Annotated in this window: 18 protein-coding genes, 3 pseudogenes and 1 riboswitch; of the genes and pseudogenes, 5 read left to right on the top strand and 16 right to left on the bottom strand. The window is 35.5% G+C overall.

Annotated features, from left to right (window positions below):
• Positions 1 to 28 precede the first annotated feature (28 nt).
• From Y7E_RS33325 to Y7E_RS30290, 5 genes and pseudogenes are all read right to left on the bottom strand, one after another.
• Positions 29 to 1,224 (bottom strand): IS3 family transposase gene (locus tag Y7E_RS33325; protein ID WP_154652025.1). Its coding sequence is split into 2 segments (ribosomal slippage): positions 29 to 918 and positions 918 to 1,224, totalling 1,197 coding nucleotides; the frame shifts between segments, so codons are not numbered across the junction.
• Positions 1,225 to 1,323: 99 nt separating this feature from the next.
• Entirely contained in the window at positions 1,324 to 2,103 is a 780-nt protein-coding gene (locus Y7E_RS0123785; RefSeq protein ID WP_017153717.1) for a DUF4247 domain-containing protein, read from the bottom strand.
• Between the two features lie 14 nt (positions 2,104 to 2,117).
• On the bottom strand, positions 2,118 to 2,624 hold the full coding sequence (locus Y7E_RS0123780) for a DUF4178 domain-containing protein (RefSeq protein WP_017153716.1): 507 nt from the start codon (positions 2,622 to 2,624) through the stop codon (positions 2,118 to 2,120).
• Between the two features lie 21 nt (positions 2,625 to 2,645).
• Positions 2,646 to 3,050 (bottom strand): DUF350 domain-containing protein, encoded by a 405-nt coding sequence (locus tag Y7E_RS0123775; RefSeq protein WP_017153715.1) that lies wholly within the window; start codon positions 3,048 to 3,050, stop codon positions 2,646 to 2,648.
• A gap of 268 nt (positions 3,051 to 3,318) precedes the next feature.
• Positions 3,319 to 3,879: pseudogene (locus tag Y7E_RS30290) on the bottom strand (PspA/IM30 family protein); the annotation flags it as partial.
• On the opposite strand from Y7E_RS30290, the pseudogene Y7E_RS33320 reads away from it, so the two are divergent.
• Positions 3,879 to 4,001 (top strand): annotated as a pseudogene (locus tag Y7E_RS33320) (lipoprotein BA_5634 family protein); the annotation flags it as partial. The pseudogenes Y7E_RS30290 and Y7E_RS33320 sit on opposite strands and share 1 nt — an antisense overlap.
• A 40-nt stretch (positions 4,002 to 4,041) precedes the next feature.
• Here Y7E_RS33320 and Y7E_RS0123760 read toward each other — a convergent pair.
• From Y7E_RS0123760 to Y7E_RS0123750, 3 genes are read right to left on the bottom strand one after another with little or no spacing between them, the layout of a single operon-like run.
• Entirely contained in the window at positions 4,042 to 4,209 is a 168-nt protein-coding gene (locus Y7E_RS0123760) for a FeoB-associated Cys-rich membrane protein (RefSeq protein ID WP_017153712.1), read from the bottom strand.
• 16 nt (positions 4,210 to 4,225) lie between these two features.
• Complete coding sequence (gene feoB, locus Y7E_RS0123755; RefSeq protein ID WP_017153711.1) at positions 4,226 to 6,220, bottom strand: ferrous iron transport protein B; 1,995 nt, start codon at positions 6,218 to 6,220, stop codon at positions 4,226 to 4,228.
• On the bottom strand, positions 6,217 to 6,444 hold the full coding sequence (locus tag Y7E_RS0123750) for a FeoA family protein (RefSeq protein ID WP_017153710.1): 228 nt from the start codon (positions 6,442 to 6,444) through the stop codon (positions 6,217 to 6,219). Before Y7E_RS0123750 ends, feoB begins: the two co-directional genes overlap by 4 nt.
• Positions 6,445 to 6,630: 186 nt before the next feature.
• A riboswitch (TPP riboswitch) is annotated at positions 6,631 to 6,732 on the top strand.
• Between the two features lie 95 nt (positions 6,733 to 6,827).
• On the opposite strand from Y7E_RS0123750, the gene thiT reads away from it, so the two are divergent.
• A complete protein-coding gene (thiT, locus tag Y7E_RS0123745; protein ID WP_017153709.1) occupies positions 6,828 to 7,430 on the top strand; it encodes an energy-coupled thiamine transporter ThiT in 603 nt (200 codons plus the stop codon).
• Positions 7,431 to 7,460: 30 nt separating this feature from the next.
• Here the strand turns inward: thiT and Y7E_RS30285 are convergent, their stop codons facing one another.
• From Y7E_RS30285 to Y7E_RS0123720, 6 genes and pseudogenes are all read right to left on the bottom strand, one after another.
• A complete protein-coding gene (locus Y7E_RS30285; RefSeq protein WP_017153708.1) occupies positions 7,461 to 7,688 on the bottom strand; it encodes a hypothetical protein in 228 nt (75 codons plus the stop codon).
• Positions 7,684 to 7,835 (bottom strand): annotated as a pseudogene (locus Y7E_RS34580) (class D sortase); the annotation flags it as partial. The pseudogene Y7E_RS34580 and the gene Y7E_RS30285, both read right to left, overlap by 5 nt.
• 114 nt (positions 7,836 to 7,949) lie before the next feature.
• Positions 7,950 to 8,282 carry a hypothetical protein gene (locus Y7E_RS0123735; RefSeq protein ID WP_017153707.1) on the bottom strand — a complete coding sequence of 111 codons (333 nt, stop codon included), beginning with the start codon at positions 8,280 to 8,282 and terminating at the stop codon, positions 7,950 to 7,952.
• A 185-nt stretch (positions 8,283 to 8,467) separates the two neighbouring features.
• The gene (locus Y7E_RS0123730; RefSeq protein WP_017153706.1) at positions 8,468 to 8,680 is read right to left on the bottom strand and encodes a hypothetical protein; all 213 of its coding nucleotides are present in this window, start codon (positions 8,678 to 8,680) and stop codon (positions 8,468 to 8,470) included.
• A 330-nt stretch (positions 8,681 to 9,010) separates the two neighbouring features.
• Complete coding sequence (locus tag Y7E_RS0123725; RefSeq protein ID WP_017153705.1) at positions 9,011 to 9,910, bottom strand: ABC transporter permease subunit; 900 nt, start codon at positions 9,908 to 9,910, stop codon at positions 9,011 to 9,013.
• Entirely contained in the window at positions 9,903 to 10,808 is a 906-nt protein-coding gene (locus Y7E_RS0123720) for an ABC transporter permease subunit (RefSeq protein ID WP_017153704.1), read from the bottom strand. Before Y7E_RS0123720 ends, Y7E_RS0123725 begins: the two co-directional genes overlap by 8 nt.
• 193 nt (positions 10,809 to 11,001) lie before the next feature.
• On the opposite strand from Y7E_RS0123720, the gene hpt reads away from it, so the two are divergent.
• From hpt to Y7E_RS0123705, 3 genes are all read left to right on the top strand, one after another.
• Positions 11,002 to 11,532 (top strand): hypoxanthine phosphoribosyltransferase, encoded by a 531-nt coding sequence (gene hpt, locus Y7E_RS0123715; RefSeq protein ID WP_017153703.1) that lies wholly within the window; start codon positions 11,002 to 11,004, stop codon positions 11,530 to 11,532.
• A gap of 83 nt (positions 11,533 to 11,615) precedes the next feature.
• A complete protein-coding gene (locus tag Y7E_RS0123710; RefSeq protein ID WP_017153702.1) occupies positions 11,616 to 12,518 on the top strand; it encodes a diacylglycerol/lipid kinase family protein in 903 nt (300 codons plus the stop codon).
• 149 nt (positions 12,519 to 12,667) lie between these two features.
• Complete coding sequence (locus Y7E_RS0123705) at positions 12,668 to 12,847, top strand: cold-shock protein (protein ID WP_017153701.1); 180 nt, start codon at positions 12,668 to 12,670, stop codon at positions 12,845 to 12,847.
• 219 nt (positions 12,848 to 13,066) lie between these two features.
• Here Y7E_RS0123705 and Y7E_RS0123695 read toward each other — a convergent pair whose 3' ends face one another.
• Together Y7E_RS0123695 and Y7E_RS0123690 are read right to left on the bottom strand one after the other, a co-directional pair.
• Positions 13,067 to 13,678: a DedA family protein gene (locus tag Y7E_RS0123695; protein ID WP_017153699.1), complete on the bottom strand. Its 612-nt coding sequence runs from the start codon at positions 13,676 to 13,678 to the stop codon at positions 13,067 to 13,069.
• Complete coding sequence (locus Y7E_RS0123690) at positions 13,678 to 14,244, bottom strand: class I SAM-dependent methyltransferase (RefSeq protein WP_017153698.1); 567 nt, start codon at positions 14,242 to 14,244, stop codon at positions 13,678 to 13,680. Before Y7E_RS0123690 ends, Y7E_RS0123695 begins: the two co-directional genes overlap by 1 nt.
• Between the last annotated feature and the right edge of the window lie 108 nt (positions 14,245 to 14,352).

Here is a 14,352-nt window from a genome sequence, read left to right as displayed (position 1 = left end):
CCTGTCAAGTAGACAGCTATAAAAAAGACTAGGCAGCCATCAAGATTCGATATTCTATCGGAGCTCGGTGGTTGAGTCGTTTTTGGAATCGTTTATAGTTATAGAAGTAGATATATTCCTCAATTGCTTGTACTACTTCTTCTTCTGTTTTAAAATGGTGTAAATACAACATCTCCGATTTAAAATGGGAGAAAAATGACTCGATGCAGGCATTATCATGGCAGTTTCCTTTGCGAGAGTGGCTGCCGATGATACCCAAATCTGAAAGTCGTTTGTTGTAGACATGAGATGTGTACTGGAACCCTTGATCTGAATGAAGAATGGTTCCACGCACATCTCTTTTTTGTACCAAATTTTCAAGCGTATCTAATACGAGTTCATTGTCATTGCGTCTAGAGATTTTCCAAGAAACAATTTCATTATTATAAATGTCTTGCACGACAGAAAGATAGCGAAATCCATCTTGGATTCGTAAATACGTAATATCTGTAACGAGCGCTTCATTTTGTTTTCGATTTTTAAATTCACGGTTTAAAACATTCGGAAAAGTATTCGAATAATTCCCTTTAAAGAAGCGTCGCTTCTTACGAATAATAGATTGAATGTTGAGCTCACTCATTAATCGATAAACCTTTTTATGATTTACAAAGAAACCTTCCTCCTGTAAAGCTATTTTCATACGTGGATAGCCGTATTGTTTGTACTTCAGGTGGATAGATTGTATCACTTTTTTTAATTGTTGATCCGCTTCTGATCGTACATTTTTAGCTGTTTTCGCACGGATCCATTTATAATAACCCGCTCGATGTACACCTGCGAATTTAGTAAGCCAAGTGATCGGATATTTCATTTTTAACGATTCAATGATACGATATCGCTCCTTGTGCCTCAGTGCACCTCCATTTACAGATTTGGATAACGCTTTTTTAAATATGCAACCTGTGCCTTGTAGTAGTCTCTCTCTTCCTCCACACTGTTAAAATGGACACGTTTTCCTTTTAGAGGATTAGGAATACCTTGAGTTCCGCTATTTTTTCCACGAGTATCTGTAATATCACCCAATTCTTTATATTTTTTCACCCAATCCTTAAGTTGTGTAGAGCTCCTGATATTATATTGCTTAGCTATAGCTTGATAACTGCCTTCTCCATTTAAATAACTTTGAACAGCTGATAGTTTTAATCCATCTGAATACGTATTGAATGTTGTACCTTTTTTAACCACGAAAAATCCCCTCCAAGTAATAGTGTAACACCCATGTATGTACATGGTCTTTTTACACTGTCTACTTAAAGGGGATAATACCACTCCTTGGGCTTTTCTCTATCTTCTCTTCGTAATTTTTCCTGAACCACCAACCCTTGTTTTAGGGGGAGATGTATTCCTAGGCGGGCTTTTAATCGATGATTTCGGTTTTACATCAGATCCACTAGAACCACCTGGTGACTTCGTAATTTTCCCTTTTTTCTCTGTCGATGGTGGAACGGTTTTACTTCCTTTTTCCGTAATACTTCCTTTATCACTTCTTTTAATAATAGAGCCTTTACCTTGTTTTGTAATAGGCGGTGGTGTTTTCTTCTCTTCTTTTGTAGGTGGTCTTTCTGGAATAACTGGTTTATGATTTTGTCTGTCCGTATATCCGCGATAATCGCCATGATACGATTTTCGTGAATCAAATATATCGTTTAATATACTCGCCATAATATAGCTTTGTAAAAAAGATGGTTGATAATTTTGACGAACATATTCTTTATTACTAATTTCAACTAATGTATCAGATGGTTTTTCTTTATCCTTCTGAAGATTATATAACTTATCAGAATAGACAAGGAACATCTGATTTTCATCTTCTTTAGATGCTTGCTTCGGCTCTTTCTCATCAATCAGTTCCTTTGCAACTTCGGGAACTGACCGATTGGCAGCCCTATATACGTACGATTCTTGCTTACCATCTTTTGCGACGGATTCTAGTGGATACCGATCTTGAATCGACTTTTCACTTTGACACCCCGATAAGGCATAACCAGCAATTACAAGTAATGTAACGATGGCAAGTATAGGGATTACGAACGATTTAATCATGGTAAACAATCGGTTTGACATGATTACCTCCCCCCTTACGTTGCCCTTATAATTTGTACGTCAGCAGAAAGAATCGATTCTCCCTCATACATCATTGTACGGCCATCTTGCCACTCAATGCGAAGTAGCTTTCGATTATCAGATTGGAACTCCCACACATATTGTTCATCAGAAACGGCAAACGGTGTTTTTCCCATCGCAACAACACGTCCGTTATATTGCTCTTCCATATGATATTCGATATCATCCATTTCAATCGTCGTTGGAATCTCATCTATAGAATCTAGCCGCCCATCAATTGGTGTATACAATTTATAATAAGTTTTTTCACGATTTTCGATTTTTAAATAGCGAATTGTTTTCCCGTCTTGTAATGTTAAAACAATTTCATTACGAGAATGCATGCTTGTTTTTCCGATCAATTCATACATCACTAATGAAACTTCAATCATATCGCCAGGCGCTAACGTTAATAGACTTTTTTCTGGTTGAACGGGCTCTGGACTTTTCATTATATTTTTAATACGTTTAAATAAACTCACGAATTACCCCTCCTTTTCTCGTTATAGACACGCTGCTAAAATGAGGGCCCCAACAATATGTAACGAACCAGCTAATAAAGCATGTGCGACATGCCCTTGCTTCGTTCCCTCTTCTAAATCTAAACCGACTACTTTTTTCAAGATGAGTTCAATAAACATTTCTACGACTAATAAAATAACGAATGAAACCGCTGACGCAAGGAGTGCCTGCCATAAGTCATTTGCTTTCGTAATCGATTGTGACAAAATATATCCTTGTGCAAATAACTTCATAATAAAGCGTGTTGTAACCGCCATATTTCCTTGTTTTATTTCTGCTAAATCGTTGTATTTTGTAAAAATAGAATCAATCCACATAAGTGCAAATAAAAGAACAGCACTTGCTCCTGTCCATACAAGCATGGCTAACACATTCATCCATGTCATGGTAAAACCTCCTCTAGAGAATAATAGAAAACCGACATGATTGAGTTTCATGACATGTCGGGTTCCTTTATCTTCTATATATCTATTTTGATTTGCTGGCCTATAAACCGCGGCTATGAAAACAAAAACAGTTCTACACTCGTTTCCTCCTTTTGTTTTCACGTGGCATGGGGCCAAAAAAGGCACTGACCGCTCCTATGCATGAGCGGATGCTCTCTCCCCCCTCCCAAAAAAGAAAGGGGGTGTATGTCAGTTTTTAATTTATATATTATTTCTCGTACTGCTTCATAATACGAGCCAATTCATCATCTACAGCACTATTTTTATTTAGAGCTGCAAACTCTTCATCTAGCGATTTTTCTTTCTTGTAGATTTCACCACTCGCCTCTGCTTCAGCTTCTAATTGAAGAGCTTTTTCTTCCATACGGCTTAAGCCTGCCTTTGCAGTATTGGCATCGAATCCAGACATTGCTTGATTAATACTCTTTTGTGCTTTCGCAACATTTACACGTGCTACAAGTGTTTCACGTTTATTTTTTAGTTCTGTTAATTGCTTACGCATTTCTTCTAACTTCGCACGTAAGTTATCAGCAGCTGCTTTATTTTGCTCATAGCTTACTTTATATTCATTCATCTTTTGCTCTGCATTTTGCTTTTCTTCTAAAGCACGGCGCGCAAGATCGATATTGTTTGCTTGAACAGCCATATGCGCTTGTTCTTCACGTTTCTTTACAAGTGCTTCTTGCTCTTCAAACAATAATTTAAACTTTTTCTCAAGTGCAATTTGAGCCGCTACGCTTTTCTCAGCTTCTTGTACATCCGCTTGCATATGGAGACGTGAAGGGTGAAGAAAAATCTGTAGGTGTACTGAAATTTGATAAGGACCCTAGCAAAGAATTACCTGAAAAAAATGGAGTAGAAGCATCACAACTTGTTAAAATTAAAAAGTAATTCAGAAAAAAGCTTTGCGAATTTCGCAAAGCTTTTTTCACTACTTATTAACGACATGCTCTCTATCAGGACTACAACTATTTGACTGACATGACTTATTTAGCGAACATGCTGCACATTTTCCTTTTTTACTTCTCTTCACAAAATTGAATAATGTATATCCTGCATAACCAAAAATGATAGCTCCAATTACAATATTGACCATCATTATGATACATCTCCTTCTAGAATCCAAGCATGGATCCGACTTGGTATATAACGAGCGTTAATACATAAGCAATAATAAGCGGGTAAACAACAGAGAAAATTGTCCATTTTACAGACCCTGTTTCACGGCGAATCACAGCTACTGTTGCTAAACATGGGACGTATAATAAAATAAAGAACATGAACGCATATGCTGATAATGCAGTATAGTGTGCTCCCATTACATTTCCTAATACATCTTCTTTCACCGCATAAATAATGGCTATTGTTGAAACAACAACTTCTTTCGCTAAAAATCCTGTTAATAATGACGCTGCTGCTTGCCATGTTCCAAAACCGAGCGGTGCTAAGATTGGTGCAATAAAGCCACCAATCATCGCTAAGAAACTTTCTCCCATATCAACGCCAAATCCAGATGGACCAGCATAGTTTAATAACCAAATCACCACCGAACCACCAAAGATAAATGTACCAGCTTTACGTACGAAACCTTTTCCTTTTTCCCACGTACTCAGCCACAATGTTTTTACTTGTGGTACACGATAAGGCGGAAGCTCAATCACAAAAATAGACTTTTCTTCTTTTAACACTGTAAGAGACATTACCTTTGTAACTAATAGTGCAAGTACAATACCGACAATGTATAAAGAGAACACAACAGTCGCCTGACTATGTGGGAAAAAGACTCCCGCAAATAATGCATATACAGGTAAACGTGCTGAACACGACATAAATGGAGTTACTAAAACAGTAAGTAATCTTTCTTTTTCCTGCTCAATCGTTCTCGCTGCCATAATACCTGGAACATTACAACCGAAACCGATAATCATTGGAATAAACGCCTTCCCGTTTAAGCCAAAGAACTCCATAATACGGTCCATAACAACCGCAATTCGTGCCATATATCCTGAGTCTTCTAATAACGAAATAAAGAAGAACAGCGCAAAAATTTGCGGAACGAATACTAATACAGCTCCGACACCAGCAATAATCCCTTCCGTAATAAGAGCCTGAATAAATTCAGATGCCCCGATATTTACAAGACCCGCTGTGACCCAATCCGTAAACTGTCCACCAAGAAATTCATCAAGCATATCTGATAAAGGCGTCCCAATCCACGTAAACGTAACCTGAAAAATAAAAAACATAACTGCTAAAAAGATTGGAAGTCCCAATATCTTATGTGTAATTAACTGATCGATTTTTTCTGAAAAAGGAATCTTTCCTTCCTTTTCATAATGAATGACATTTGTTTTTAACTTTTCAATATACGCTGCACGTGTCCTATAAATATGTTGTTCCAGCGTTACATCAAGTTCTGCCTCTAATGCTGATCGAATCGCTATAAGTTTTTCATAAACAGGCAATTTCTTTACTTCTTGCTCTACTACTTCATTGTTACTAAAAAATTGAAGTGCAAGCCATCTTGGATGTTCATAATTTTCACTAGTTAGAAGATCCATAAGATCTGTAATTCCTGCATCTACTTGTTTTCCATAAGAAAGAATGAAAGGTTTTTCCTTCTCCTTCTCCTTCTCACTCTCATGAAGAGTAGCAAGTAGTTCCTCACAACCTTTACCACTTCTCGCAACAACAGGAACGACTGTTACTCCTAATATTTCTGATAATCTTTCTACGTTGATAACGATTCCGCGCTGCTTCGCAACATCAATCATATTTAAACCGATAGAAACTGGCTTACCAAATTCTAATAACTGCAATGTTAAATGCATATTGCGCTCAAATTGAGAAGAATCCACAATATTTAACATATGCTGAAATTCTTCTGTTAATAGAAACTTTGTAACGACACCTTCATCACGAGAAACAGGATTTAAATCATATACACCTGGCAAATCAATTAGCGTTCCTTGCTTATCTTTTAATTTACCAACCTTCTTTTCTACCGTTACTCCGCTCCAGTTCCCTACATATTCATAGGAACCAGTTAGCGCATTAAACAATGATGTTTTCCCTGTATTTGGATTCCCTAGCAATGCAACCTTATTCACGCTAATTCCACCTTTATCATTTTCGCGTCACAATGACGAATACTAATTAACTGTCCACGGCACTCTAATGTACATGGGCCATTGAACATTGCCTTTTGTTTTATACGAAGCTCGCATCCTTCTGATAGGCCAAATGCAGATAGACGTCTTTTCAATAATTGATCCAGTGCCTGTAAATTTTTCACTCGTACTTTTTGACCTATACTTATCTCAACTAAACTCATAATCTTCCTCCTCAAAAGAGAATGATAATTATTTTCAAAAAAAATTATATCATATTCTTTTTATCTGGTACTATAGCTCTTTCCTCCCTATTTATTAACTTTTTGAGACAATTGTATGTAAATACACCCATCCATTTGTCATTCTCATCCATTTCGCTTACAATGAACTTAACAAATAAAGAATCTCGTTATCACAGGGGGAGCCTCGTTGCTGAGAGGGAACACTTCGTTCCGACCCTTAGAACCTGTTAGTTAATGCTAACATAGGAATTGTGTGAACGTCGAAATACATATACCTCATTATTTTCTACTTACGTATTTCATATCTCCCTTTGGTAATCATTCTTTTTTGTGCAACTTTGGATTTAGGGGGGAATGACAACATGCGTAACACCAATTTACAAGCGATGATTGAATCTGCAATCCTTGCAGCCTTCGCCTTGATCATCGACATTTTACCACTATCGATCAAACTTCCAACAGGCGGTTCTATCTCATTTGCTATGATTCCTATTTTTATTATCGCTTACCGCTGGGGATTTAAAACGGCTTTCTTCGGAGGCTTAATTTGGGGACTACTACAAATCGTAGTCGGCGATGCTTATATTTTAACGCCTGTGCAAGCGTTTATTGAGTACTTCGTTGCATTTGCTTTTGTCGGCTTTGCTGGTTTATTTTATCAACCTATTCAGCAATCAATGGCAAATAATCAAGGTAAGAGAACAATGGTCTATATTGTTGTTGCTACACTCATTGGTAGCTTTGCACGCTATTTCTGTCACTTTATTGCCGGTGTTATCTTTTTTGGAAAATACGCACCGCCGGGACAGTCAGCTGCTCTTTATTCATTAATCGTGAACGGTAGTACAATGCTTGCTTCTTTCGCGTTATGTACAGTGTTACTACTTCTTTTATTTACAACTTCACCACGCTTATTTAAAAGTATTGGTGCACATAATATGAATTCAAAAAATAAGAGCGCCTAAATGGCGCTCTTATTTTGTATAAATTAGGATTTAATCTTTATCAAAATGTCTATAAGAACGTAATCCATCTAGAAAGGACTGAAAATTTTCCGCCAAGACAGTAATGATAGGATCTTGATAATTCTCTATATTGACATGAATAACTCTCGGTTCTCCATTCTTTCCACACCTACTATAATCTAGCATAACCGCATCGTGGCCAGCTGTTGGAGATTCACCAATCAAAATCCCAATGGATGGATATTCAAACTCTTCCATCTTTATATGGCATTTGAGAAGAAGGTACTTGAGAATTCGCAGTTGTTTCAGTCAAACTCCCTTTTGATTCTATCTTCTTAAAATGCTTTATCTCTTCTATCGTTAAATCTTGCGCGGAACTTTCCCCTTATAATAATAAGCCCCCATAAGAATGCCAATTATCTTCAAGAAAGCAAAATTTCCTATACACACCTCTCTATTTACGGGATAAAAAAAACATTGTAGATTCCCTCTACAATGCTTTTTTTAATGTCTCAGTATCTACATGTTACTTTCTTGTGATTTCAGAGTAGGAGAGTCCGAAGCAATAACTATTTGTCTCGACTCAGTTTTCTTTAAGTGATTAGTGACGTTACACTTACGACGTTGAACAACCCATGACTTTATAGGGTTTGTAAAAATGACTCTTCGCTCTTCATTAGGGGTCTCTTCTTTAAACTTACAACTTTCGCTCCATTTACACCATTTCATTGTAAACTTAGAAGAAGAATGATCTTGTTCTCGATCAAACAAATACGAAAAACTCATATCTCCAGCTAACGTAACTGTGTTAGTAGCCGATAATAAAGCAATGGTTGCCCAACGTCTCTCCATTCCCTTCTACTCCTTTTTCACATATAGTGCCTAAAGCTTACTTTACCTAAAATGTGCTTGCCTTTTACCTTACATATATAAGTTTATCCAAAACACTAGCATTCAACTATCGATTTATCTTACAATTCACCTTACATTTTTGTAAGAAACGAAAAAACCTTCATTTTATAAATGAAGGTTTTAAGTCATTTCTTATCTATATATTCTTTCATATCTTCTAATCCCGTTTCATACAACTGCAACAACATTCCATGAGAGATAGCACCAAGGACTAACGTCATTCCAATAAGTGAAACTCGAATAATTGGAATATCAATTATATAAGACAACATACCAAGAACGATTGTTAATAGCAGCGCTTTTATAAATGTAATACTTGTGTACTGTTTCTTTTTCATGATTATCACCCGTCATGGAAGCGTTTTCTCGATATGACTATTATATCATATCATCAGATCTTTTAGTGGGTATTTTTGTAAAAAGACTTTCCTTTTTGAAAACAAAAACGGCCTCTGAAACAAATCAGACTCTTCTTTATTCACTCCCTTTTATATAACAAAACCTCTACTATCTAAATATGCTGGACGAAAAATAATACTCTATACTCGTTCTCTCCTTTTATTCTCACTTGGCATGGGGCAGGGAGAGGATCTGACCGCTTCTATGCATGGCCGGATGCTCTCTCCCACCTAAAAAGAAAGATTTTATTTCATTTTTTTAATTTGTATTTATATATTATGTTTATACCCGTTCACTACTTTCGACATACAAAATAAAAGAATCATATAAAAAACAACTGGAATCATAATAATTCTTGGCTCTAACATTAATTCTCCATAGTAATAACTAATTACATTTGCCCAGTCATTTAAGTATGGAAAATATCTACTAAATTGATCATGAGCTTGCCCGGAAACAATTTTCGTTCCCCCTAAAAATAATTTAAAAAGGGCAAGATGTAACATAATTAATAATACTTGGACCATCTGCTCTCCAATTTGAAATATAATTTGTGGTTTCAATACTTTCATAATATGAGTTCGAAACACGTGCCATCTGCTTCCTCCTAATAGAAAAGAACTCTTTACATATTCTTTGTTCCAAAGTTGCTGAACTTCTTTATGAAAAAATCGTGTCATGCCTGGCACTGCTACAAAAACGAATACAAGAAATTGTATACATAGTACTTCTATATTTGTGACAATAGGTTTCGTTCGTAGCTCATAAATGATAAATGGTGTAAGAAATAAAATACAAAATAAAGTTTGCGGAAAAAATTGCAAACTAACAGTAACACGTTGTAAGAAAGAAAATCCCCACTTATCATTACGAATGAACAAGCTCATCAATAAAGAAAGGGTTACTCTAGCAAGTGCCACACAAAATGCAATTAAAATTGTATACTTAGCTCCATCTATTATTTTATAAAATAAATCTTCTCCTTCTCGATCCGTCCCAAACCAGTGTGTACGGGAGTTTGAAAAAGGGGCCGCTTCAACGATTTCTCCCTTTTCATTGTATCGATATTCCACTGCCTTAGGCTCCTTCTGAAAATATGGGAGTGCAATACTCATTATTAATAATAAAATAATCGGGAATAAGAAGTACTTATAACGCTGGTTACGCATACAACTTCCTCCTTAACCAATTCAATCCTACTATTACTCCATACATAGGAACTATAAATAACAGTAACAAATAAACGATAACCGCTGGCTCTTGACCACTAATCAAAATTGAAAACAAACCTTTTATATGAAACATGTATTCAAAAACGAATAAGCTTGTTATTAATGCTAGTAATATGGATTCAATATGATTCACAACTGAAGCTACGATATTACTAACAATATGCTTACATAAAATATACAGACTACTAAAACCTTTCGCTTTCACAAACATAACATAATCTTTTTTCTGTTCCTCACCTATAAGTAGCATTTGGAATTGAAATAAAGAGATTGTAGGTATAATAGCTAAAATGAGAATTGGTAATACAACAGATGAATTGTGCATTGTAGAAAATGGATGTAATGGTAAAACCCCGGTATACCTATATATACTTACCATTAAAAGTTGAAGAAAAAAAATCAGGAAGATATCTGGAATTATTTTAAGAAAAAATACAACTTCTTCTATCACTCTCTGTACACGCCGCGGTAAAATCGCCGTAATGATACTACATAAAAAAGACGAACAAATAGAAACTATGAGCGCTCCAAATATAAGCACGAGTGAATATGCATATGGCTTAAATATAAGCGGAAACAAAGGAAATTCTCTTTCTTGCATCTTAAATATTTGCACATTGTTTGAAACAGTCGCTACTTGTGTAGCCATTTTCAGCTTTAATTCTTCTGGGTGTATCAACGCAGAGATAACATGTATACATTGTGTAAAAAAATGCTCTATATGTATCCCGATTTTCTTTCCATCTATAAATAACATCGGAAGACTTACAATCACTACAAATAGCATAATCATAATAAATAACTGAAGAATTATTGAGATTATATTTTTTAACATTCCATTCTCCTCTCAATTTCTCTAGCATAAACGGATCATGAAAACTTCAAATCGAACTTTCACTTTCACTTTATTTTATTCTTACTTTCCTAACATAGCCCTTCATTAAATATGTATTTCTTCTTTTTGACTTTTCCCTCTCAATCCTTTACAGTCGAAATGTTCATAAGTTTTACACCATAGGAGGATCATAATGAAAATTGAAATAAAAGATACTTTAATCTCTGAAGAAGTATTACAAGCAAAAGTAAAAGAACTTGCACTGCAAATCGAGCGTGATTTTGAAGGAGAAGAAATCATTGTTATCGCTGTATTAAAAGGTTCTTTCGTCTTTGCTGCCGATTTAATTCGTCACATTAAAAATGAAGTAACAATCGACTTTATCTCTGCATCTAGCTATGGTAACCAAACTGAAACAACTGGAAAAGTAAAATTACTAAAAGATATCGATGTAAACATCACTGGTAAAAATGTAATTGTCGTAGAAGATATTATCGATTCTGGCTTAACACTTCACTTCTTAAAAGACCACTTCTTTATGCATAAGCCAAAAGCTTTAAAATTCTGTACATTACTTGATAAACCAGAGCGTCGTAAAGTTGACTTGAAAGCAGAATACGTAGGCTTCCAAATTCCAGATGAGTTTATCGTTGGCTATGGTATTGATTGCGCAGAAAAATATCGTAACTTACCATACATCGCTTCGGTTGTAACAGAGAAATAAAACCACATATAACTTCCATCAAATTCTGATGGGAGTTTATTCATATCATCCACTACTAGTAAAAAGCAAAGGGAGAGATTAGAATGATACAGACCAAATTTGAAAAAGTTCTTCTCATCATAAATTCTAAAGCAGGACAAGGCGATTTACATACAAACTTATCCAAAATCGTTCCGCCGCTTGCTGCAGCTTTTTCTGATTTACGTATTCTTCATACAAAACAGCAGGGCGATGCGACAAAGTATTGTCAGCAATTTGCAAATGAAGTCGATTTAATCGTTGTCTTTGGCGGTGATGGAACTGTCTTTGAGTGCACAAATGGCTTAGCCCCTCTTGAAATTAGACCAACACTTGCAATCATTCCAGGCGGGACGTGCAATGACTTCTCTCGTACACTCGGTGTTCCGCAAAATATTGGTGAAGCAGCAAAACTAATTGTAAAAGGTCACACGAAGCCAATTGATATTGCTAAAGCAAACGGACAACATTTCTTAAACTTTTGGGGAATTGGACTCGTTTCAGAAGTATCAAATAATATTGATGCTGATGAAAAAGCAAAACTCGGGAAAATCGGTTACTACTTAAGTACAATCCGCACTGTCAAAAATGCTGAAACCTTCCCTGTGAAAATTACGTATGATCAGGAAGTATATGAAGATGAGGCTGTCCTTGTTATGGTTGGAAACGGTGAATATCTTGGTGGCATCCCTTCCTTCATTCCAAATGTAAAGTGTGATGATGGGGCGCTTGATATCTTTGTTGTGAAGTCAACAGGCATCCAAGCATTTAAAGATTACATTGGAAAGAAACTATTTGAAGATACAAATAACAACGATATATTCCACGTCAAAGCAAAATCAATTCATATTGAAACGCGAGGAAAAAAAGAAGTGGATACAGATGGAGAAAGTTCCCTTCATACACCGTGTCAGATTGAATTATTGCCAGGACATTTTACAATGATTTACAATCCAGAACTAGTATAATAGATTCCTTGTTATACTTTGGTAAATGATAAAGTTCGCATTTTTATAAAATAAAGATTATAATTAAAAGTATAAAAGGTTGTTAACAAAAAACGTTAACAACCTTTTTATTTTTTTAGAAAAATTTTTCACTTTAGAGGAGTGATTATATGTATTGGAAAAGAAATAATAAGCCTGTCGAAGACCCAGAAGAAATCGCTGTATGGGAATGCCAATCAGAAAGCTGCCATGGATGGATGCGTAAAAACTTTTCTTTAGAAGAAGAACCAAAATGTCCTTTATGTAAAGGTGATATGAAAAGCGGGACACGACTACTACAAAAACTATAGAAATCGTGCTCCATTTCCTCTATATTCCTCAATTATGAAATCAATTGAACTACCCCCACCTTCACTTCGTTTAGAGGAGGGGGTCTTCTCGGTTAAAACGATAAAGAGAAGTTCCTCTTTCTCCTTATCTCCGCTATAACTACCTTGCCTAAATGTGAATCGAAAATAGCTTTTTTTCATTACTTCAAGATTTAAAATCTATTCCCTATTGTTTTAATCTTACGTTTCTCTACCTATATTTACTCCCGAATCTTTCTTCCGCAGATGCAAATAAGAAATACTCAATATAACAACAACTACGCCACCAAAATATATACCATACTTCGTCGCAAGTTCTACAATCGTCTCGATATGTTTACCAAACATAGAACCAAGCATAAAATAAAGCAATGTCCACATAAATCCTGTCGTGTACGAATACAAAGCATACGTTTTAAAAGACATACAATTCATACCAACTAAATAAGGAACGATATGTCTAACGACAGGTATAAAATAGCTTGTTACTAATGCATAATGTCCGTATTTACCAATCATTTCTTTTGATTTTAAAAGGTACTTCGCCTTTTTCTTTTTCATCAATTTATCAAGTACTTTAGCGCCAAATATCTTTCCAAGTATATACCCTAAAGAGAGGCCTGACACAACGCCTAGATAAGTTAATAAAAAGGCTGGAATTACTCTTAGTATGCCCAACGATGATACAAACCCGCCGCTCATCACAATCATTTCGTCTGGAACTGGCATACCTACAATCCCGAGCCATAAACAAAAGAATAAAGCCCAATAACCATACTGCTCAATATAGGATAACAATTCATGTAATTCCATTACGTGCATGCCTTTCTACAACTAAGAACATGCGCTGGAGGAAGATTTAGCCAAACCTTTTTTAATGAAATTTCCTGAAAAAAGGTGTGGATAAATGCTTTCTTTGCAAGTGAATATTGAAATGTAATGAATTCACCATCCTCACTTAATGATTCCATGACGCTGGATAAAATGCGAGATGATACTTCCCGTGGCAAAGACGTAAAGGGTAACCCCGATAATACGTAATCAACCTTTTCTATTTGTAACTCCTTGATGTATTTCTTTATGTTTTCAGCTGATCCATGTATAACTAAAACGCTTGGATCGTCCTTAAACTGATTCTGTAACTTTTTGAAAAAAACTTCATTAATTTCAATCAAGATAAATATTGTATGTTCTTTTTTTCTCTTTATAATCTCTCTCGTGAATGATCCTGTTCCAGGTCCTAATTCTAAAATGTACTTTGCTTCTTCAAAATTAATCGCGCCTACCATCTTTTTGGCTAATCTATTAGAACTAGGTACAATTGCCCCAGTATTCTTTGGATGCTTCACAAATTCGGTTAAGAATGTAATAAGTTGCATTTCTAACCTCTCCCATTCATTCGGTATTGTTTAATATAGCCCTAAGTATAACTATCATTTTTTAAAAAATATCATGGAAATTTCTTAAGATTTTATGAAGAAATTAAA

It is taken from the genome of Bacillus bingmayongensis (genome assembly GCF_000299035.1).
In the GTDB taxonomy this organism is placed as follows: Bacteria; Bacillota; Bacilli; order Bacillales; family Bacillaceae_G; genus Bacillus_A; species Bacillus_A bingmayongensis.
This window is presented reverse-complemented; position numbering and strand designations above follow the sequence as displayed.

Coding starts and splice junctions, on each gene's coding strand:
- Y7E_RS0123785 (WP_017153717.1), bottom strand. CDS start 2,103: ATGTCAAACCGATTGTTTACCATGATTAAATCGTTCGTAATCCCTATA.
- Y7E_RS0123775 (WP_017153715.1), bottom strand. CDS start 3,050: ATGACATGGATGAATGTGTTAGCCATGCTTGTATGGACAGGAGCAAGT.
- Y7E_RS0123760 (WP_017153712.1), bottom strand. CDS start 4,209: ATGATGGTCAATATTGTAATTGGAGCTATCATTTTTGGTTATGCAGGA.
- Y7E_RS0123750 (WP_017153710.1), bottom strand. CDS start 6,444: ATGAGTTTAGTTGAGATAAGTATAGGTCAAAAAGTACGAGTGAAAAAT.
- thiT (WP_017153709.1), top strand. CDS start 6,828: ATGCGTAACACCAATTTACAAGCGATGATTGAATCTGCAATCCTTGCA.
- Y7E_RS30285 (WP_017153708.1), bottom strand. CDS start 7,688: ATGGAAGAGTTTGAATATCCATCCATTGGGATTTTGATTGGTGAATCT.
- Y7E_RS0123735 (WP_017153707.1), bottom strand. CDS start 8,282: ATGGAGAGACGTTGGGCAACCATTGCTTTATTATCGGCTACTAACACA.
- Y7E_RS0123730 (WP_017153706.1), bottom strand. CDS start 8,680: ATGAAAAAGAAACAGTACACAAGTATTACATTTATAAAAGCGCTGCTA.
- Y7E_RS0123725 (WP_017153705.1), bottom strand. CDS start 9,910: ATGCGTAACCAGCGTTATAAGTACTTCTTATTCCCGATTATTTTATTA.
- Y7E_RS0123720 (WP_017153704.1), bottom strand. CDS start 10,808: ATGTTAAAAAATATAATCTCAATAATTCTTCAGTTATTTATTATGATT.
- hpt (WP_017153703.1), top strand. CDS start 11,002: ATGAAAATTGAAATAAAAGATACTTTAATCTCTGAAGAAGTATTACAA.
- Y7E_RS0123710 (WP_017153702.1), top strand. CDS start 11,616: ATGATACAGACCAAATTTGAAAAAGTTCTTCTCATCATAAATTCTAAA.
- Y7E_RS0123705 (WP_017153701.1), top strand. CDS start 12,668: ATGTATTGGAAAAGAAATAATAAGCCTGTCGAAGACCCAGAAGAAATC.
- Y7E_RS0123695 (WP_017153699.1), bottom strand. CDS start 13,678: ATGGAATTACATGAATTGTTATCCTATATTGAGCAGTATGGTTATTGG.
- Y7E_RS0123690 (WP_017153698.1), bottom strand. CDS start 14,244: ATGCAACTTATTACATTCTTAACCGAATTTGTGAAGCATCCAAAGAAT.